The 19,618-nt window shown below is 62.5% G+C and carries 19 protein-coding genes; 4 read left to right on the forward strand and 15 right to left on the reverse strand.

All coding sequences use genetic code 11. From position 1 onward, the window contains the following. Window positions 1-2: 2 nt before the first annotated feature. The 14 genes from FXV83_RS04200 to FXV83_RS04260 form a co-directional block, all read right to left on the reverse strand. Window positions 3-434: a hypothetical protein gene (locus FXV83_RS04200; RefSeq protein ID WP_148737926.1), complete on the reverse strand. Its 432-nt coding sequence runs from the start codon at window positions 432-434 to the stop codon at window positions 3-5. Beyond that, entirely contained in the window at window positions 431-2,029 is a 1,599-nt protein-coding gene (gene ptsP, locus FXV83_RS04205) for a phosphoenolpyruvate--protein phosphotransferase (protein ID WP_148737927.1), read from the reverse strand. Before ptsP ends, FXV83_RS04200 begins: the two co-directional genes overlap by 4 nt. A 5-nt stretch (window positions 2,030-2,034) precedes the next feature. Next, window positions 2,035-2,349: an HPr family phosphocarrier protein gene (locus FXV83_RS04210; RefSeq protein WP_148737928.1), complete on the reverse strand. Its 315-nt coding sequence runs from the start codon at window positions 2,347-2,349 to the stop codon at window positions 2,035-2,037. Continuing rightward, the gene (gene dhaM / locus FXV83_RS04215) at window positions 2,342-2,743 is read right to left on the reverse strand and encodes a dihydroxyacetone kinase phosphoryl donor subunit DhaM (protein WP_148737929.1); all 402 of its coding nucleotides are present in this window, start codon (window positions 2,741-2,743) and stop codon (window positions 2,342-2,344) included. The genes FXV83_RS04210 and dhaM overlap by 8 nt, the downstream gene beginning before the upstream one ends. Further along, the gene (dhaL, locus tag FXV83_RS04220) at window positions 2,740-3,354 is read right to left on the reverse strand and encodes a dihydroxyacetone kinase subunit DhaL (RefSeq protein WP_148737930.1); all 615 of its coding nucleotides are present in this window, start codon (window positions 3,352-3,354) and stop codon (window positions 2,740-2,742) included. Before dhaL ends, dhaM begins: the two co-directional genes overlap by 4 nt. Continuing rightward, window positions 3,351-4,358 (reverse strand): ABC transporter ATP-binding protein, encoded by a 1,008-nt coding sequence (locus FXV83_RS04225; protein WP_148737931.1) that lies wholly within the window; start codon window positions 4,356-4,358, stop codon window positions 3,351-3,353. The genes dhaL and FXV83_RS04225 overlap by 4 nt, the downstream gene beginning before the upstream one ends. Continuing rightward, entirely contained in the window at window positions 4,351-5,448 is a 1,098-nt protein-coding gene (locus FXV83_RS04230; RefSeq protein ID WP_148737932.1) for an ABC transporter ATP-binding protein, read from the reverse strand. The genes FXV83_RS04225 and FXV83_RS04230 overlap by 8 nt, the downstream gene beginning before the upstream one ends. 6 nt (window positions 5,449-5,454) lie before the next feature. Next, a complete protein-coding gene (locus tag FXV83_RS04235; protein ID WP_148737933.1) occupies window positions 5,455-5,667 on the reverse strand; it encodes a hypothetical protein in 213 nt (70 codons plus the stop codon). Next, window positions 5,664-6,617, reverse strand: a complete 954-nt coding sequence (locus FXV83_RS04240) for a carbohydrate ABC transporter permease (protein ID WP_148737934.1) — start codon at window positions 6,615-6,617, stop codon at window positions 5,664-5,666. Before FXV83_RS04240 ends, FXV83_RS04235 begins: the two co-directional genes overlap by 4 nt. Continuing rightward, on the reverse strand, window positions 6,614-7,573 hold the full coding sequence (locus FXV83_RS04245; protein WP_148737935.1) for a carbohydrate ABC transporter permease: 960 nt from the start codon (window positions 7,571-7,573) through the stop codon (window positions 6,614-6,616). The genes FXV83_RS04240 and FXV83_RS04245 overlap by 4 nt, the downstream gene beginning before the upstream one ends. Window positions 7,574-7,675: 102 nt before the next feature. Beyond that, on the reverse strand, window positions 7,676-9,022 hold the full coding sequence (locus FXV83_RS04250) for an ABC transporter substrate-binding protein (protein WP_148737936.1): 1,347 nt from the start codon (window positions 9,020-9,022) through the stop codon (window positions 7,676-7,678). A gap of 181 nt (window positions 9,023-9,203) precedes the next feature. Next, complete coding sequence (locus tag FXV83_RS04255) at window positions 9,204-9,695, reverse strand: hypothetical protein (protein WP_148737937.1); 492 nt, start codon at window positions 9,693-9,695, stop codon at window positions 9,204-9,206. Continuing rightward, window positions 9,692-9,835, reverse strand: a complete 144-nt coding sequence (locus FXV83_RS42405) for a hypothetical protein (RefSeq protein WP_187435641.1) — start codon at window positions 9,833-9,835, stop codon at window positions 9,692-9,694. The genes FXV83_RS04255 and FXV83_RS42405 overlap by 4 nt, the downstream gene beginning before the upstream one ends. An 83-nt stretch (window positions 9,836-9,918) precedes the next feature. Beyond that, window positions 9,919-10,815 carry a LysR family transcriptional regulator gene (locus FXV83_RS04260; RefSeq protein ID WP_148737938.1) on the reverse strand — a complete coding sequence of 299 codons (897 nt, stop codon included), beginning with the start codon at window positions 10,813-10,815 and terminating at the stop codon, window positions 9,919-9,921. Between the two features lie 153 nt (window positions 10,816-10,968). Here FXV83_RS04260 and hglS point away from each other — a divergent pair, with 153 nt between their 5' ends. Genes hglS through FXV83_RS04275 form a run of 3 tightly spaced genes read left to right on the forward strand, consistent with a single transcriptional unit; the run spans window position 10,969 to window position 15,214 of the window. Continuing rightward, window positions 10,969-12,375, forward strand: a complete 1,407-nt coding sequence (gene hglS / locus FXV83_RS04265; protein ID WP_148737939.1) for a 2-oxoadipate dioxygenase/decarboxylase HglS — start codon at window positions 10,969-10,971, stop codon at window positions 12,373-12,375. Window positions 12,376-12,410: 35 nt separating this feature from the next. Beyond that, window positions 12,411-13,973, forward strand: a complete 1,563-nt coding sequence (amaB, locus tag FXV83_RS04270; protein WP_148737940.1) for an L-piperidine-6-carboxylate dehydrogenase — start codon at window positions 12,411-12,413, stop codon at window positions 13,971-13,973. An 11-nt stretch (window positions 13,974-13,984) separates the two neighbouring features. Continuing rightward, a complete protein-coding gene (locus FXV83_RS04275) occupies window positions 13,985-15,214 on the forward strand; it encodes a pyridoxal phosphate-dependent aminotransferase (RefSeq protein ID WP_148737941.1) in 1,230 nt (409 codons plus the stop codon). 98 nt (window positions 15,215-15,312) lie between these two features. Here FXV83_RS04275 and FXV83_RS04280 read toward each other — a convergent pair whose 3' ends face one another. Beyond that, window positions 15,313-15,996: a GntR family transcriptional regulator gene (locus tag FXV83_RS04280; RefSeq protein ID WP_148737942.1), complete on the reverse strand. Its 684-nt coding sequence runs from the start codon at window positions 15,994-15,996 to the stop codon at window positions 15,313-15,315. Between the two features lie 170 nt (window positions 15,997-16,166). On the opposite strand from FXV83_RS04280, the gene FXV83_RS04285 reads away from it, so the two are divergent. Then, window positions 16,167-19,571 carry a molybdopterin-dependent oxidoreductase gene (locus FXV83_RS04285; protein WP_148737943.1) on the forward strand — a complete coding sequence of 1,135 codons (3,405 nt, stop codon included), beginning with the start codon at window positions 16,167-16,169 and terminating at the stop codon, window positions 19,569-19,571. The last annotated feature ends 47 nt before the right edge of the window (window positions 19,572-19,618 follow it).

Raw genomic sequence — 19,618 nt, forward strand, 5'->3', positions numbered from 1 at the left:
GCTCAACCCACACTTTCGGCATAGCGCGCGAGTTGCGCGGCGAAATCCACGATCAGCTGTTCGAGCGCGCGGTTCTTCTTGTCATCGCCGAGGTCGGGTACGGTCACCGAGACGGTGCGGGTGCGCGCCTCGCGGTGCGGTGCGCGCAGCCGGCCGGGATGCGCGCGTCCATAGGCTTGGAGGAATGCCGCGCGCTCGGCGCCGGACAGATGGCAGACTTCGAAGATGATCGCGACATGCTTCGCCGGAATCGGCACCAGATACGCCGGATTGGTGATCTGGGTCACGAAGGAGCGATTCTTGCCCAACGCCGCCGCCAGCTTCAGCCGCGTCCCCGAGGGCCGATTATCGAGCACCCGTCGCAGGATGGCCTTGTAATCCGCCACATTGCTGTCACCAGGCGCGCGGGGATCCTCGCCTGCTTCGTCCGTCATGAACGCACCTTTGCGATTGCGGCCTTGAGCCGTGCGACGGCAATCGGCGACACCGAGAGAATTGTCAACCCGGTGGCGAGCAGCGCCGTCGTCAGGCGGGTATCGGCCGCGGCGTCACCGCACAGCGAGACCTCCACGCCACGCTTTCGTCCGGCCTCGACGGTCTGGGAGATCAGCGCCAGCACCGCCGGATTGCCGGTATCGTTGAGGTCCGCGACGGCACCGATGTCGCGCGCCGCCGCCATCGTGTACTGGGTCAGGTCGTTCGAGCCGATGGAATAGAACGCCGCGCCGAAAGCCTCGGCGCGGAGCGCCGCCGCCGGGACCTCGACCATGATGCCGAGCGGCGGTCGGGCGCAGGCGATCCCTTCTGCCCTGAGCGCCGTGAACTCCGCATCCAGCAGGGCACTGGCACGGTCGAGCTCCGAAGGGACCGCGATCATCGGCAGCATCACTTTCAGCGCCCCGTGCACGGCGGCACGGCACAGCGCCCGCAGTTGCACCCGAAACACTTCCGGCCGCGCGAGCGAGAGACGGATGCCGCGCAGGCCGAGGAACGGATTGCGCTCGTCATCGATCGTCAAGCCGGCAATTGGCTTGTCGCCGCCGGCATCGAGGGTACGGATCGTCACCGGCCTTCCCTCGGCCCAGTCGAGAATTCGCCGATAGACTGCATATTGCGCATCCTCGTCCGGCAGGCCTTGGGACGCCTCGAACAGAAATTCCGTACGCACAAGGCCGATGCCGTCGCAGATAGCGGGATCGAGGCCAGCAAGGTCTTCGGGCGCGGCGATATTGAGAAGGACCGCGATCCGTCGGCCGCCTGCCGTGCGTGCCGACTCGAGGCGGCCGGCATCGGCGGCGGCTTGCGCGGCATTCGCAACCGCCATGCGCTGCTCGAACAGGCGGCGCGTTTCCGGCTCGGGATCGAAGATCACGGTGCCGGCATCGCCGTCGACGAGCGCCAACGCCGGTGGCTGTCCGTTCCACGACAGTGGGCCGAGCCCAACGACCATGGGCGCCCCGCGCGCCCGCGCCAACATCGCAACATGCGAGGAAGGTGAGCCCGCAGCCAGCGCGATAGCACCGCCGTGCGACCAGTCAGCGGCAAGAAAAGCGGAAGGCGTGATGTCGTCAGCCGCCACGATCGAGCCACCGGTAATCCTGGGGACCGTATCCACGCCGCTCAGATGCGCGAGCACGCGGTCGCGGATGTCGACGATATCGGCCGCCCGGGCACGGAAATATTCATCTTTAGCAGCGCGATAGCCAGCTATTTCCACGTCGAGTGCCAAGCGCCAGGCGTGGTCGGCAGCGATCCCCTCCGAGATGACCCCATATGCCGGATCCGCCAGCGCATCATCCTCAAGCATGGCGACTTGGAATTCGAGAATGTCGGCCACCTCGCCCTGAATCGTCTTGATCTGCTCGGCGATCTCCGCCCTCGCGCCTTCGATCGCCGCCCGCAGTGCCGCCGCCTCCTGCGCGGGATCGTCGCTCGCCGTTCGCTTGGCCACAGCCGCAGTCAGCATGGTGACCGGTCCGATCGCGAGGCCCGGCGAGGCAGCACGGCCGATGAGATGGATCTCTGCCACCGCGATCAGGCCTCGCCGAAACCATCATGCACAAGCGCCAGTACGGCAGCGAGCGCCGCCTTGCTATCGGGCCCGGTAACGCGGAAATGGAGCGTTGCGCCCTGCGGGGCCTTCACGCGCATCACCTTCACCGGGCTCTTTGCGTCCGTCCAGGGCCCGTCCGCCGCGAGGGCAAGCTCGATCCTCGCGCTAAAACCCTTCGCGCACTGCGTGAGCTTGACCGACGGCCGCGCGTGAAGTCCGACCTTGTTGACGAGAACCGCCGAGGCTGTCAGCGGCACCGGCGTTTCGCCCGACCGGCTGGCGTGAGCATCATGCATAGAATTCCTCCGCGCTACGCTTGACGGCGGCAAGCGGCGAGCCACCCGAAGACTCGGTTGCAGCGATCACAGCTCCCTCGACCACCGGGGCATTGCAGACGACGACGCGCGCCCGTCGATCTTCAGGCAGCATTTCCACGGCCATTTCGGAATTTGTTTCCGCGCCGCCAAGATCAACCAGCACCGCCACGCCTGCCGGCGACCAGGCCGTCTCGATCGCCTCGAGGATTCCGGCAACATTCGTGCCGAGCCCTCCATCGATGTCGCCGCCTGTCCAGGCGAGCGGGACGGCGCTGCCTACCATCTGGCGCACCATATCCGCCGCGCCTTCCGCGATCTTGGGCGAATGTGAAACGATAACGATCCCGACATTGCCGGAATTTGAACTGTTCATGAACTTGCCTCGAATTCCAGTACCTTGACTGCCGCGCTGATCAAAAGGGACGCCGAACGCGAACCAGGGTCCATATGACCGATAGAACGTTCGCCGAGAAAGGACGCACGGCCGCGGATGGCAAGCATGGGCGTGGTGCGATCGGCCGCTTGCGCGGCTTCCGCAGCTATCGCCTTGGCATCGCCGCCCACAGCCAACACGACCTGCACCGGCACCAGCACATCCAGCAAGGTTTTCTGCCCCGCCTCCGAGCGCCCGCGCGCTTTGACCGCATCAATCGCCTTCGCCGTCGCCGCGACGAGATCCGCTCGGATCGACTGCTCCGGAAGCGCCTTACCTAGTTCCATGAAGAAAGTGCCAACCAGCGGCCCGGAAGCGCCGCCGACCTTCATGACCAATGTCATTCCGATCGCCTTCAGCATTTCCGGCAGCGATTTGTCAGCAAGGCCGGGCAGTGTCGCGAGCACGGCCTCGAAGCCGCGCTTCATGTTCAGCCCGTGATCGCCGTCGCCGATCGCCTGATCGAGGCTGGTCAATTCGTCGGCGTGTTGGATCACCGATTCCGCTAGCGCCCGCACCAGCTTTTCCCTGGCAGCCCGATCGAGACTCATGCCGCTACCCTCCCGCCGGCCGCATCGAATAACAGCGGCTTGTTGAGCCGGAGCGACACGATGTCCCCCGCGCCCAACCTCGCCTCGGGGTCGGCCAACGTCACGACCGGCTGGCCGCCGAGGTCGAGGTGGAGATGGCTCTGGTCGCCGAGATGTTCGACTCGCGTGACGGTTGCCGACACGTCTCCGCCGCTGCGTGCGATCATCAGGTGCTCGGTACGCGCGCCGATGGTCTTGGCGCCGGGCGGAATGCCGGCAAATAGAGCCGCCGGCAGCAGGTTGATCATCGGCTGGCCAAGTCGCGCGGCGACATGGGCGTTGATCGGATTCTCATAAATCTCGCGCGGCGTACCGATCTGCATCAGCCGGCCGGCCTCGATTACGCCGATGCGCGAAGCCATGGTCATCGCTTCCGTCTGATCATGGGTGACATAGAGGATCGTGGCGCCGAGATCGGTCTGGATGCGCTTGAGTTCGAGGCGCATTTCGCCGCGCAGCTTGGCGTCCAGCGAGGAGAGTGGCTCGTCCATCAGATAGATTGAGGGCGAGCGTACCAGAGCGCGGCCAATCGCCACGCGCTGCATCTGCCCGCCCGACAACTGCGTCGCCTTGTTGTGCAGCTTGGTTTCGATGTGGAGAAGACGCGCGACCTCCTGCACCTTCGCGCGAATCTCGGCCTCAGGTACGCGGCGGATCGGCGCACGTAACGCAAAGGCCATGTTCTCGAACACGCTAAGATGCGGATACAAGGAATATTGCTGGAAGACGAAGGCGACGTCGCGATCGGCCGGCGCATCGCCGGTCACATCGCGTCCACCGATCCGGATCGAACCGCTGTCTGGCGTCTCCAGTCCGGCGACAAGTCGCAGCGCCGTCGTCTTGCCGGCACCCGTCGGCCCCAGCAACGCAACGAATTCGCCGTCGCCAACCAAGAGGGACAGGTCGACGACGGCGTGAGTCCGGCCGAACGCCTTGGAGACTGCCCTGATCTCGACTTCAGCCATGCGCACCTCCTTCATACAACGCAGTGCGGATGGCCCGGCCCGACGCCTTGTCGAAGACCGAGAGCGTATCGGGCCGGAAGTCGAGTCCGACACTTTCCCCAGTCCGAAAGTATATGCTGCTGGGCGAACGGGCCTTGAGTGCGCCGTAGTGCGTAGTAACGGTCACGATCTGCGTCGTGCCGAGATATTCCGACCCATAAACCTCGCCCCGCACCATGCCGCGATCGCTGAACCGCACATGCTCTGGCCGTACCCCGAGGACGAGATCGCTTTCCGCCAGCGCCTCGCGTGCAGCAGGAATTGCAACTTCGCGCTCGCCGAGCCAGACCGCCTGCGCGCCGGTTTGCAGGCTACCGAAGAACGGCAGGAAATTCATAGGCGGTGAGCCGATGAAGTCTGCGACGAAGAGCGAAGCAGGCCGGTCGTAGACGTCGCGCGGGCTCGCGACCTGCTCGACGACGCCATTATTCATCACCGCGATTATGTCGGCCATCGCCATGGCCTCGAGCTGGTCATGCGTGACATACACGGTCGTCGCGCCGAGCCGGTCATGCAGCGCGCGCAATTCATGGATCATTGCCTCGCGCATCTCAGTATCGAGTGCGCCGAGCGGCTCGTCCATCAGGAAGCATTTCGGCTTGCGGACGATCGCCCGCCCGAGCGCGACGCGCTGCCGGTCGCCGCCTGCCAGGCCCGAGACCGACCGGCCGAGGAGATGGGAGATACGCAGAATACGCGCGGCCTCCACCACCCGCCGGTCGCGCTCCGCCGCTCCGACACCCTCGCATTTCAGGGGAAAGCCGATATTTCGTCGGACATTCATGTGCGGATAGAGCGCAAATAGCTGGAATACGAAGGCGATATCGCGCGCCGAGGCGCGATTCATCGTAACATCCTCGCCGCCGAGCCAGATGGTGCCGGCCGTCGGCAATTCTAGCCCTGCGATCATGCGCAGTGTCGTCGTCTTGCCGCAGCCGGAAGGCCCGAGCAGGCAGAGGAACTGGCCGTCTTCCACCGTGAAGCTGGCGGCCTTGACCGCATGAAACGTCCCGAACGATTTGTCGAGCGCTTCGACCCTGATCTGTGCCATCGCGCCTTACTCCCTGACCTTCGAGACGATGGTGAACATCACCGTCCCGAACAGCGTGGTCGCGAACGACCAAGAATAGAGCGTGAGGAAAAATGGCTGCATCAGCATGACGACGCCCGCGGCGATGATCGTCGTCGCGATGGACTCCAGCGGACCGCGTCGCAGAATCCTGTCCGCGAGGCCGCGTCGGAGCGTGGACGTATTCACATCAAGATTCATTTGCGGACGGCCCCAAAGGTGATGCCGCGCAGAAGATGCTTGCGGAGCAGCACCGTGAACACGACGATCGGCACAAGAAAGATCGTCGTACCGGCGGCTACTGCGGGCCAATCCTGACCGCCCTCGCCGATGATGATCGGAATGAAAGGCGGCGCGGTCTGCGCGTTGCCGGAGGTCAGAAGCACCGCAAAGGCGTATTCGTTCCACGCAAAGATCAAGCAGAAAATCGCCGTTGCCGCGATCCCAGTGGTTGCCTGCGGTAGAACCACCTTCACGAATGCCTGAAACCGCGTGTAGCCGTCGATCATCGCCGCCTCCTCGTACTCCCGCGGGATTTCGTCGATGAATCCCTTGAGAAGCCAGACGGCGAGCGAGACGTTCACCGACGTGTAGAGCAGGATCATCCCGACTCGGGTATCCGACAGCCCAACGGTCCGGTACATCAGGTAGATCGGGATCGCGACCGCGATTGGCGGCATCATTCTGGTCGACAGAATGAAGAACAGGAGGTCATCCTTTAGCGGCACGCGGAACCGTGAAAAACCGTAGGCCGAGAGCGTACCGAGCGCGACCGCAAGCGCTGTCGAACCAAAGGCGATAATCAGCGAGTTGATGAAACGCGGTACGTAGTTCGACGGCCCGGCCACGACCATGTTGCGGCTGCGCGCGATGTTGTCACAAAGCCCCTGCGGCGAGCCCAGGGTCTGGATGAACTCCTGGGTCTGGCGCGAGCGCGTTGTAAAGACATTGCAATAGCCTTCAAGAGAAGGCTTGAAGACGACCTTCGGCGGGTAGGAGATCGCATCGTCAGGCGACTTGAACGAGGTGAGTACGATCCATGCCAGCGGAACCATCGTTATGATGGCATAGAGTATGACGAGCAGGCCAGCGAAGCGGCGAGCGCCGGTCGATGGTTCGATGATGGAGTGGGCAGCGTTTGAGGCGCTCATCGGCTTTTCACCCGGTTCAGCGCCTTTACGTAGATGTTGGCGAGGCCGAATACGGTTACGAACAAAATGATGGCGAAGGCCGAGGAATAGCCGGTTCGCCAACTCTCAAAAGCTGCGCGCTTCAGCGTGATCGAAGCGACTTCCGTGGTCGAGCCCGGCCCTCCTCCGGTCAGAAGGTTGACCATGTCGAACATCTTGAAATTCTCGATCCCCCGAAAGAGCACAGCCAGCATGATGAATGGTAGAGCCATCGGCAGTGTGATGGACCAGAACTGCCGCCAATTCGACGCGCGATCGACCTCCGCTGCCTCATAAATGTAATCCGGGATCGAACGCAGCCCGGCCAGGCAAATCAGCATCACGTAAGGCGTCCACATCCAGGCATCGACGATGACGATGGCCCACGGACTGAGGGTCACGTCTCCCAGCATCTGGAACGACGAGGCGTCGCGTCCCGTGAAGAAGGCGACCACATAATTGAACAATCCGATCTGCGGCTGATAGAGAAAGGTCCAGAAATTGCCGACGACAGCCGGCGAAAGCATCATCGGCAGCAGAATGATCGTGGTCCACATGCCATGGCCGCGGAATTTCTTGTCGATGAGGAGGGCAAGACCAAATCCGAGCACGGTCTCTATGAGCACGGTCCAGATCACGAAATGCGCCGTCACCTGCATCGCCGCCCAGATATCCGGATCGGTCAGGATCGACTGGTACCAGTCGGTGCCCAGCCATATCGTCGGCGCGTTCGCCCGATTGGCGCGGTAGTTCGTGAACGAGAGATAGATCGTCCACACCAGCGGGAAGATATTGATCGCCAGCAGCAGCACGATCGTCGGCGTGATGAAGAGCCAGGCGAGCGCCTGGTCCGACAGGCCCCGGATACGACGCGCCACGGCTGGCCGGACCGGGACGGCCCGATAGGTGATCTGCGACGAAGCACTCAAATCGTTCATGGCTTTGGTCGATCCTCGCGCTGGGACCATCAGCTATGCGACAGCTGCCGATATTGCCGAAGAGAGCCTGGAGCGCGCTCGCGTGCGCTCCAGGCGGTTGCCTTAGAACTTCTTGCCTTCTTCCTTGAAGATGGCCTTCCAGTCCTTCACCAGACCGTCGAGCGCTTCCTGCGCGGTGCCCTTGTCCGCAACCACGTAGTCATGCACGCGCTTCTGTTCGGCTTGCAGGAGTTGCGCATAGGAGGGCTCGGCCCAGAAGTCGACGACCATTCCCATCGACTTCAGGAACTCCCCGGCGAACGGCGCGCTGCTCGGGAAGCTCGGATCGTTCAGCACGGACTTGGCGCAGGCATAGCCGCCCAGCGCCCACCACTTCTTCTGCACATCCCCGCCGGAGAACCATTTGATATATTGCAGCGCTTCGCCTTGGTTCTTCGAATAGGAAACGACCGAGATACCCTGTCCGCCGAGCTGCGTCGCCTGTGTCGCAGGGCCGGCGGGATTGCTGAAGAAGCCGATCTTGTCGCCGCCAACGTTCGGATCCTTGTAGAGGCCCGGGAAGAAGGCGAAGAAATTCATCTGCAGCGCGACCTGGCCCGACTTGAACGCATCAAGTCCTTCGGACATGTAGGAGTTGGAGGCGCCGGGTGGCGTGCAGCACTTGTAGAGCTCCTTGTAGGCCTCAAGCCCCTTGACCGCGCCGGGCGAGTTGACGAACCCGTCCATCGCATAGGGCTTCTTGGGATCCTGATATTGGAAGCCGTAATCGTAGAGATAGTTCGAAACGCCCATGGTGATGCCTTCCGAGCCGCGCTCGGTATAGATCGAAGCGCCATAGACCTTTTTGCCGTCGATCTCACGGCCCTGGAAGAACTTCGAGATGTCTCGCAGTTCGTCGAGCGTCTTCGGCGCAGCGAGATCGCGGCCGTACTTGGCCTTGAAATCCTTCTGGATCTCTGGCCGCGCAAACCAGTCCTTGCGATAGGTCCAGCCCACCGCGTCACCCATGGCGGGCAGCGCCCAATAGTTTGGCGTATTCTTCGGCCACTCCGAATAGCCGACCACGGTGGCCGGCATGTAATCGTCCATGCTGATCCCTTCCTTCTTGAAGAAATCGTTGAGCTTGACGTACTGGCCGTTCTCCGCGGCGCCGCCGATCCATTGCGAATCGCCGATGATGAGATCGCACAACGAGCCGTGCGAATTAAGCTCGTTCAGGAAACGATCGGCATAGTTGGTCCACGGCACGAATTCGAACTTCATACCGATGCCGGTCTTGGCGGTGAAGTCCTTCGACAGTTCGACCAGCGCGTTGGCAGGGTCCCACGCGGCCCAGCACAGCGTGATGGTCTTGGCCTGCGCGTGCGCAGGGGCAGTCCCCACTCCGGCACTGAGCGCGGATGCGAGAACTCCGAAACTAGTAAGAAGCGCCTTTACGGTCAGTTTCATAACGCTTTCCCTCCCAGTGGGGCCGGCCATCGACATGGCGCGACTCTCCAACCCGCTCGAATGCTTCGAGCAGAGCGATACAGTCCTTCACGGGCTGAACGACTAAACGGACGTTTCCTCGTGCCTGCCTGGATTCTTAGGGATTCAGCCAAGCTCGATTTGTTTAGTGAACCACGGGATACTAAACATTGCAAGCAGGCTGTTCTGGCATGGAGTTCAAACACTCATATCGGCGGTCCCACGAGCCCGCGCACGACATGATCGGTCGGTCAGCGGCAATGACGGCTGTTGTTTTGGGACGAGTAGAAAAGATTTCCGCCGCGGATAACGCGACACCCGTTGAAGCTTCCTCGTACAATCGCCGATCGGATGCGGTCCCATTTGCTGAGCTTGCCCAGATTGGACGCAGGATTTTTCTTGATCTCCCGGTGCGCACATCGTGCACATGAGGCCATTCAAGTATTTGAAAAACTTGAACCCTCAATGATCGGAAGCCACGGGCCGGCGGCAGGAATGCGATGACGCCGTGATAACCGCGCTCGCTTGCAAGAAATACCCGATCACCCGCGGCCTCAGTCAGCGCCTTGGACCAAATGCCCGCGCAGATCACCGCGCGATCGCAATCGATCCGGCCTTGGTCGGTCGTCATCGCTTCAAGACCACCATTCGTCACGGCAAGCCCGTTGCGCGCGCCTGACGAAGGACAGCGCCTCGCATGCGCGCGGCGTTCACGATCGCCGCCACATAGCCGCCCGGGTCGGTACAATAGGCGCCCTCCTCGACGAAAGCGCCGAAGCGATAGCTGGGGCTCAAATCCGGCTCTCTTCGGATTGATTGTTTTTCGACAAAAGGAAGGGAAATTATTGCGCTTCGCGAGCAAAAGTCCAGCTGTCCCCTCACCGGTCGGGTGCGGTCTCCGCCACCAGCCACTCACGGAAAGCCAGAAGCGGCGGGTACGTCGCACGTTCGGCGGGCCAGACGAGGTAGTATCGCTCAGGGCTCTCCATCGGCAGATTGATGGCGCGAACCAGCTTGCGGCTGGCCAGTTCGTCCTTGATCAGAAACGTCGGGAGCAGCGCCACACCGACGCCGGCAATCGCGGCCTGGGCCACAGTCGCGAATTGGTCGAACACCATCCCCTGAAAGGTTCCGCCAGGCACATCGTGAAGCGAAAACCAGCGATCCCAGGCCTGAGGGCGGGTGGAGATGCTCAGCAGCGGAGCCTGCTTGAAGTCGCCTGCAACACGGAAGCCGTGTTGCCGTTTCAGTGCGGGACTACAGGCAGGAACCACTTCCTCGGATCGCAACAGCACCATCTCTGCACCTGGCCACTCCGGCTGACCGAAATGAATCGCGGCATCCAGTGCTTCCGCACGGAAATCGAAGTAGGACAAGCGCGTCGTAAGATTGATCGTAATCCCGGGATTTGCCGCCAAGAACCTGGGCAGGCGCGGCGCGAGCCAACGCGTACCGAACGTCGGCAGGATGGCGAGATTGAGCATGCCCCCGCTTGGATTCGCGTGAAGATTGAAGGAGGCGGTGCTGATCTTGTGCAGCGCTTCGCGGACCTCGCGCGCATAGGCGTCGCCGACGGCAGTCAGCCGAATGGTCTGACGCTCGCGGACGAAGAGTTCGACATCGAGCTGCATCTCGAGAATCTTGATCTGACGGCTGACAGCACTTTGGGTCAGGCTGAGCTCACGCGCGGCCAAGGTCATGCTGCCGGTCCGAGCGGCGCACTCGAACGCCGCCAATACGGCGGTGGAGGGAAGGAAGCGACGAGGCGTTTGCATACTCATTCCAATTTAGAATGATCTATTGATAAAACATTGATTGAATCAGCCCATTCCGCAAGTCTAATTTCAACGATCATAACTAAATCGCATGCATGTGCCATCGGACCCGGCACGCCGCCGCAGGCGTGTTCTGTGGCAATGGAGATACTGATGACAGCCTTGCACGCGGATCCCGACGAAATCCGCACTCTGTTTTCCCGTGCCATGTCGGAAATGTACCGAGCCGAAGTGCCGCAATACGGAACCCTCCTGGAGCTCGTCAGTGACGTCAATCGCGAGATCTTGCAGCGGCACAGTGAGCTTTGCGCGAGCCTCGCACGAAACGACGAACTCGATCGGTTGAGCGTCGAGCGTCACGGCGCGATCCGCTTGGGGCGCGCCGAAGAGCTGTTCGATATCCGTCGTGTCTTCTCCGTGATGGGCATGCATGCGGTCGGCTATTATGATCTGTCGGTCGCAGGTGTCCCCGTCCACTCGACCGCCTTTCGGCCCATCACAGATGCAGCACTCCGCCACAATCCGTTTCGAGTTTTCACCTCACTGTTGCGTGTCGAGCTTATCGAGGACGAGGTGCTTCGCAGGCAGGCTGAACAAATCCTTGCCGAGCGCCAGATCTTCACGCCACGGGCGCTCGAATTGGTGAACATTTTCGAGACCGACGGTCGCCTGACCCGCCCGCAAGCCGAGGAGTTCGTTTGCGAGGCCTTGGAAACTTTCCGCTGGCACAGCGAAGCGACAGTGAGCCTCGATGTCTATCGAAAGCTGCATGATGCTCATCGGTTGATAGCTGACGTGGTGAGCTTCAAAGGCCCTCATATCAACCATCTGACGCCGCGCACGCTCGACATCGACGCCGTCCAGGCGGGGATGCCACGACGCGGCATTGTGCCGAAGGCCGTTATCGAAGGTCCGCCGCGCCGCAACTGCGCGATCCTGTTGCGTCAAACCAGCTTCAAGGCGCTGGAAGAGCCGATCATCTTCCGGCAGACAGACGGCAAAAGCGCTCAGGGAATGCATACCGCACGGTTTGGCGAGATCGAGCAGCGCGGCGTTGCGCTCACACCGAAAGGCCGCGAGCTCTACGACGCATTGCTTGCCTCGGCGCGTCAGGCCAGGGCGGCAGGGTCGACTACGGGCGACTACGACGCCGGACTCGCCGGGGCGTTCACGGCTTTCCCGGACGATTGGGCGGCGCTGCGTTCGCAAGGCCTCGCCTTCTTCCGCTATTCGGCAACACCGGCAGGCGTCGAGGCGGGCAAGCGTCGGGCACTGCCTTCCACCCTGGACCAACTGGTGGCCGAAGGCCTTTTGCGTTACGATCCGATCGTCTACGAGGACTTCCTCCCTGTCAGCGCGGCGGGAATCTTCCAGTCGAATCTCGGCTCCGACGCGCAGCAGAGCTACGCCGCACGCTCGAACCGGGCTGCGTTCGAGGTCGCCCTTGGCGCCGAGGTTCACGACGAAATGACGCTATACGCAAAGACCGAAAAAGATTCCGTCGAGCGGGCAATGAACCAACTCGGTTCGCCGCACATCGCACGCAAGGCAACGGCCTGATCGGGCCGCCTTTCAACTATACAAGAGAAACCACCATGACGACTACGACCCAAATTCCGACCGGCATTGCCAAATCCCTGGCCGGCGAGGCAGACCAGCTCCTGAGCAAGCTTAACGTCAAGCGGAGCCGCTACACCGGCGGCAAGCTGATTGCACGATCTCCGATCAGTGGCGAGATCACGGGCCATGTGAACGAGATCGGTACCGGCGACGCACAGACGGCAATCGACAAGGCGCACGCCGCCTTCCTCGAATGGCGACTGGTTCCCGCCCCGAAACGCGGTGAACTCGTGCGCCTTCTTGGCGAGGAGTTGCGCGCCAACAAGCAGGCGCTCGGCAGGCTCGTGTCGATCGAGGCCGGCAAGATTGCGTCCGAGGGGCTCGGCGAGGTCCAGGAAATGATCGATATCTGCGACTTCGCGGTGGGTCTGTCACGCCAGCTCTATGGCCTGACCATCGCGACGGAGCGAAGCGAGCACCGAATGATGGAAAGCTGGCATCCGCTCGGCGTCACCGGAATCATCTCGGCGTTCAACTTCCCTGTCGCCGTATGGTCCTGGAACGCGGCGCTGGCGTTGATCTGCGGCAATAGCATCGTCTGGAAACCGTCCGAAAAAACGCCACTGACGGCGCTTGCGACGGAAGCGCTGTTCGATCGCGCGCTCGAGCGTTTCAGAGCGGAAGGCGGTAGGGCGCCGGACGCGCTTTCTGCCGTTCTGTTTGGTGGCCGCGAGATCGGTGAAATCCTCGTCGATCACCCCAAGGTGCCTCTGGTGTCTGCGACCGGCTCAACTGCAATGGGGCGTGTCGTCGGACCGCGGCTCGCAAAACGCTTCGCGCGCGCAATCCTCGAACTGGGCGGCAACAACGCCGCAATTGTCGCGCCGACGGCAGACCTCGACCTGACCTTGCGCGGGGTCGCATTCGCCGCCATGGGCACGGCAGGTCAACGCTGTACGACGCTGCGACGCCTCTTCGTTCACGAAAGTGTCTATGACAGGTTCGTACCGCGTCTGAAGCGCGCCTACGAGAGCGTCACCGTCGGCGACCCGCTCAAGGAGGGCACCCTGGTCGGTCCGCTGATCGACGGAGCGGCGTATGCATCGATGCAGAAAGCGCTGAGCGAGGCGCGCGCTGTGGGCGGCGCGGTGTTCGGCGGCGAGCGGATCCTCTTCGACGGCACTGATGAGGCCTATTATGTCCGCCCGTCGCTGGTCGAGATCACAGGACAGGTCGGCCCCGTCGAGCACGAGACCTTCGCGCCCATTCTCTACGTGATCAAATATCGTGACTTCGAAGCGGTGCTTGACCTGCACAACGCGGTCCCGCAGGGACTCTCGTCCTCGATCTTCACCAACGATCTTCGCGAAGCAGAAGCTTTCCTGTCGGTGGCCGGATCGGATTGCGGCATCGCCAACGTCAATATCGGCCCGTCCGGCGCCGAAATCGGCGGCGCCTTCGGTGGGGAGAAGGAAACCGGCGGCGGCCGGGAGTCGGGCTCGGATTCCTGGAAGGCTTACATGCGCCGAGCGACCAATACGATCAATTTTGGCCGGACACTGCCGCTCGCCCAGGGCGTCAAGTTCGACGTCGCGTAGAGAGAGATTGCATGAACGCGCCCCTGCACACCTCGGCGTTGTTCCGGCCTTCCCACCGCATTGCCTCGATTGGCGTGTCGGAGATCCTGAAGATCAGCGGGCTCGCCGCGGAGATGAAGCGCCAAGGCCGAGATATCATCGTCCTCGGCGCAGGCGAGCCTGATTTCGACACGCCCGACCCGATCAAGGATGCAGCCGAGCGCGCGATTCGGGCAGGCGTGACCAAGTACACCGCTTTGGACGGCGGGCAGGAACTCAAGGCCGCCATTCGCGCAAAGTTCAAGCGCGATAACGAGCTCGAGTTCGCGCAAGACGAGATCACCGTGTCAGCCGGCGCCAAGCAGGTGCTCTTCAACGCCATGATGGCCACCATCAACCCCGGCGACGAGGTCATCATCCCGACGCCGTTCTGGGTGACTTACGCCGACATCGTCGCGATCGTCGGCGGCACGCCGGTGCTGGTGCCATGTTCCGAGGCCAATGGCTTTCGGCTTCAAGGTAACGTTCTTGAACGTGCCATTACGCCTCGCACGCGATGGCTGATGCTGAACTCGCCGTCCAATCCATCCGGCGCGGCCTATTCGGAAACCGATTATCGGCCGATCCTCGACGTGCTTATCAAGCATCCGCACGTCTGGCTGATGGTCGATGATATCTACGAGCATATCATCTACGACGATTTTCGTTTCGTCACGCCGGCGGCGATCGAACCGGCTCTCCGCAGCCGAATACTGACTGTCAATGGTGTCTCGAAAGCCTACGCGATGACCGGCTGGCGCATCGGCTATGGGGCTGGGCCAAGCCCCCTGATCCGCGCCATGGCTGTCGTCCAGAGCCAATCGACCTCCTGCCCATCATCGGTCAGCCAGGCTGCGGCCATCGAAGCCCTGAACGGCCCGCAGGATTTCATCCGGGACCGCTGCTCGTCATTTCAACAGCGCCGCGATCTTGTCGTCGGCGCCTTGAACGCGATCGACGGCATCCGTTGCCGCGCGCCCGAGGGCGCATTCTACACATTTGCAAGTTGCGCCGGCTTGATCGGCAAAGTCACGCCTGACGGGCAGACACTACGTAGCGACACGGACTTCGCGGAGTACCTTCTTCGCGCCGCTGGCGTTGCCGTCATCCCTGGTTCGGCTTTCGGGCTTGCACCGTATTTCAGGATCTCTTACGCGACCTCCGCTGTCGAACTCGAAGATGCGTGCCAGCGCATCGCACGTGCAACTGCGGGACTTTCGTGAGAGCCCAAAGAAGACGCTGAAAGACCGTACCTGCGACACGTCACCGCGAGTCCGAATATTCGTCCAGACATTGCGTCTGATTTGATTCTGCCCGGCAATTACCGATCTCGACCGCGATTTGCGATGATCGGCTCGCGCGGATGTGTCATCCGAGATAGTGCCTCAATAAAGATCGGTTCCCAGGCTCTGATATGGCGCCTGAGAAGATTGGTGAGCGCTTCTTCCTCGCCGGCCATCGCGAGTTCGATGATCTGGTAGTGCTCGGCGGCGGATTCGTTCTGGCGGGCAAGACCTGCGCGCGACTTGATGCCGTAAAGCCGCATCTGATCGCGCAATCCCATCACCATTTCGGTCAGGCGGGCATTGTCCGCCGCCGCCGTCAGCAATTGGTGAAAGTTCCGATCCGCTTCGAGATAATGCCCGATGTCTTCCGCCTTGACCGCCCGCGCAACCTCATCGGCGAAGGGAACAAGCTTCCTGAGATTCTTCTTCGGCTTGCGCGCAACGATCGCCGCCGCGTGGAGCTCCAGCACCTCGCGGAGATCGAACAGGTTGCGCAGCTCGGTCAAGGTCGGCTCGACCACCCTGAAACCGCGATTGCGCATCGGCTCGATCAACCCGCTGCGCGCCAATTCGAGAAGCGCTTCCCTGACGGGGGTGCTCGACACGCCGAGGCTCGCGGCAAGCGTCGGTACTGAATACATCGATCCGGGCATGCTCTGACCGGAAATGATCTCCGCGCGCACCTGCTGTAGCACCAGCTCCCGTAAATTCTGGTCCATTCCCATCCTGCCTCGTCGGCTCCGGAATCATCCGGTTCGTCCGCGGCACCATAGTCGGGTTTGGCTACGGCACAATAAAAGGGCTTGACGACGGACACGCCGCAGATGACATTATGTAGCGCTTTACAGTAATGCGCTACTATTAGCCCTTCAGATGGTATGGCCTTCCTATGGCGCAGCGCGTACCCGGCTATTGCACGCTGTGCCGATCCCGATGCGGCGCAACCATGGTCATCGAGAACGGGCGGCTGATCGGCGTCGAGACCTTGCCCGATCATCCGACCGGCGGAGCGCTGTGCGCAAAGGGCCGCGCCGCGCCCGAGATGGTGCACAGTCCGCGCCGCCTGACCAAGCCGCTTCGCCGGACGACGCCCCGCGACGCAGCCGATCCCGGCTGGACGGAGATTTCCTGGGACGAGGCGCTGGACGACATCGCCCAAAGGCTCGGCCACATCAGAAAAAAATCCGGGGCGGAAGCGGTGGCCTTTGCCGTCACGACGCCGAGCGGCACGCCGATGGTCGACAGCTTCGAATGGGTCGAGCGCTTCATCCGCTGCTTCGGCAGTCCAAATCTGATCTACGCGGTCGAAATCTGCGGCTGGCACAAGGACTACGCCCATGCGCTGACCTTCGGACGCGGCATCGGCGTACCCGACTATGAGCGTGCCGACGCAATCGTGCTCTGGGGGCATAACCCGGCCCGCACCTGGCTTGCCCAGGCAACGCGCGTCGCCGACGCACGGCGGCGCGGCGCGCGCGTCGCGGTGGTCGATCCCAAGCCGAACGGCTCCGGACAACAGGCCGATATCTGGTTGCGTATCCGCCCCGGCGCGGACGGCGCGCTGGCGATGGGGGCGATCCGGCACCTCATCACGACAGGGACGTACGACGCCGACTTCGTGACGCGCTGGACCAACGGACCGCTGCTGATCGACACCGCCACGGGACGCTTCGTTCGTGCGAGCGAGCTCTGGGCCGACCAATCCAGCGACGATTTCGTCACGCTGGACCGATCCGGAGCAGCACGCGCCTTCGATACCCGCGTTGCGGCGCCCGATCCTGCCTCCTACAAGCTGGATTGTCGGGCGACACTCATCGCGCAAGACGGCCGTGCGATCGCGGCGGCAACGGCCTTCAATTTGCTGACGGCCGCGGCAAATCCCTACACGATCGCACGTGTGGCCGAACTGACCTGGCTCGACGAGAGCAAGATCGCAGCCTTTTACGAGCTGTTTGAGAACAGCCCGCGGCTCGCCTATCATTCCTGGACGGGCGTCGGGCAGCACACCAATGCGACTATGATCGAACGGGCGATTGCGACGCTTTACTCACTCACCGGCGCCTGCGACCGTCCCGGCGGCAATATCTGGCCAGTCCCGCCTCCGACACGCACCGTCAACGACTATGCCTTGTTGCCGCCGGAGCAAAAAGCCAAGGCGCTCGGCCTCGACGAGTTGCCGCTCGGGCCGCCAGGCCGGGGATGGATCACGGCACGGGATTTCAGTCGCGCGGTTCTGACCGGCGAACCCTACCGGGTCGAAGCGCTGATGAGCTTCGGTACCAATTTCATGGTGTCGCAAGGCCATTCTTCGCGCAATCGCGAGGCGTTGCGCACGCTCGACTTCCACGTCCATGTCGACATGTTCATGAATCCGACGGCCGCGAATGCGGACATCGTGCTGCCTGCCAACATGCCCTGGGAACGGGACGCCCTAAAGATCGGCTTCGAGATCACGCAGGAAGCCGTTGAGACGATCCAGTTTCGCCCGCAGATGCTGCCGCAGCTTGGTGATTGCAAGGCAGACTATGAAATAGCAGCCGAACTCGCGGTCAGGTTGGGCATGGCTGATGAATTTTTCGGAGGCGATGTTGAGGCCGGCTGGAATCATCAACTTGCACCGCTCGGCGTGACCGTCCACGACTTGCGCCAGCATCCCGGAGGCCTGCGTTTCCCTCAATCCTTTCGTCACGAAAAATACGCGCTGCCGCAACTGAACGCCACGGTTGCGGGCTTTACCACCGCCACCCGCCGCGTCGAGATCTATTCGGAACTAATGCTCGAACATGGCTACGCGGCGTTGCCGGGCCATATTGAGCCTGCCGAAAGTCCGCTCGCAGACGGCGCCGACAGTCGCTTTCCGTTGGTGCTCACCACCGCCAAGAGCGGTTGGTTCGTCCACAGCTCGCATCGTCACATTGCCTCCCTCCGCAAGAAGACGCCCGATCCGTCCATCGAGATCAGCGCAAGGCTCGCAGCCAAACGCGGCCTCCAAGACGGTGACTGGGCGGTCATCGCAACCTCATCCGGCGAAGTCCGGCTGCGCGTGCGCCTGAACGAAGCGCTCGACGATCGCGTCGCCATCGCCGAGTTCGGCTGGTGGGAGGATTGTCCGCCGCTGGGACGCGACGCGATCCGGCCTGCGGGATCGCCGACGTCAAATATGAACGACGCCCTGAGCGACGCGACACGCGATCCGGTCAGCGGTTCGGTGCCGCTGCGCGCCACGACTTGCGACATCCGCAAGGATGAGACCGCGAGCCGCGTTCATTGGACGGGCAAGCGCGGCTTCGCAGTCGCCGCCATTCACGGTCAGGCCGACGATGTCGTCGCGCTCGACCTTGCGCCACACGATGGTGGTGCGATTCCTGCGTTTCGCCCGGGACAGCACGTCCTGCTGAGCCTGCCGGGATTGGACGTTGCCCGCGCCTATTCGCTGACCGGCCACGACGGCCGCGATGTGCTGTCGATCGCGGTCAAGAAGCGCCGGTCCGGCGATTCAAGCCTTGCGGGCGATGCGGTTCATCTGTCCGATCACGTCCATCGTCTGGCGGTCGGCGATGAAGTTCAGATCGAGTCGCCCAAGGGGATTTTCACGCCACCGCTGCACGGACCCCGCCCCCTGATCTTTCTTGCCGCCGGAATCGGCATCACGCCCTTTATCGGTCATCTCGAGGCGCTGGCCAGACGAGGGTCTGCCGAGCGCGTTGCCAGGGTTTTGCTGCTCTATGGCTGCCGCAACCGCGGCGAGCATGCCTTTGCCGGACGGTTGCGGCAGCTCGCAGTTTTGCTGCCGGAGCTCGAACTCATTACTGCGTATTCGGCGCCGCGCGCGCAGGATCGCTGCCCCGAGGATTACGACTACGCGGGCCGGCTGGATCTGTCCGCGATCGATCCGATGCTGCCACTGAGACCCCTCGCCTATCTCTGCGGTTCACCCGGCTTCGTGACATCGATGACGGCCCGGCTGGTTGAACGCGGCGTTCCGCGCTTCGACATATTCATGGAAGCGTTCACCTCGCCACCGATCGTGCCACGGACCCTGAAGGCGCAGACCGTCCACATTGCCGATAGCGACAGGAGCTTCACGTGGACGCCTGAGCTCGGCACCCTTCTCGATGCGGCCCAGGCGGCCGGCGTGTCATTGCCCAGCGGCTGCCGCGTCGGCCAGTGCGAGAGCTGCCTCATGCGCGTCGTCGACGGCAACGTCGCACAGCTCGGCGGCGTCGACAGCGCGACCGACCAGTGCCTGACCTGTCAATCCGTTCCGCTGTCGGAGCTCACGCTCGCACTCTGATCGGCAAATGATGAACTGAACGCAACACCAACTCGACTATGGGGGCC

The organism is Bradyrhizobium hipponense (genome assembly GCF_008123965.1).
GTDB lineage: Bacteria > Pseudomonadota > Alphaproteobacteria > Rhizobiales > Xanthobacteraceae > Bradyrhizobium > Bradyrhizobium hipponense.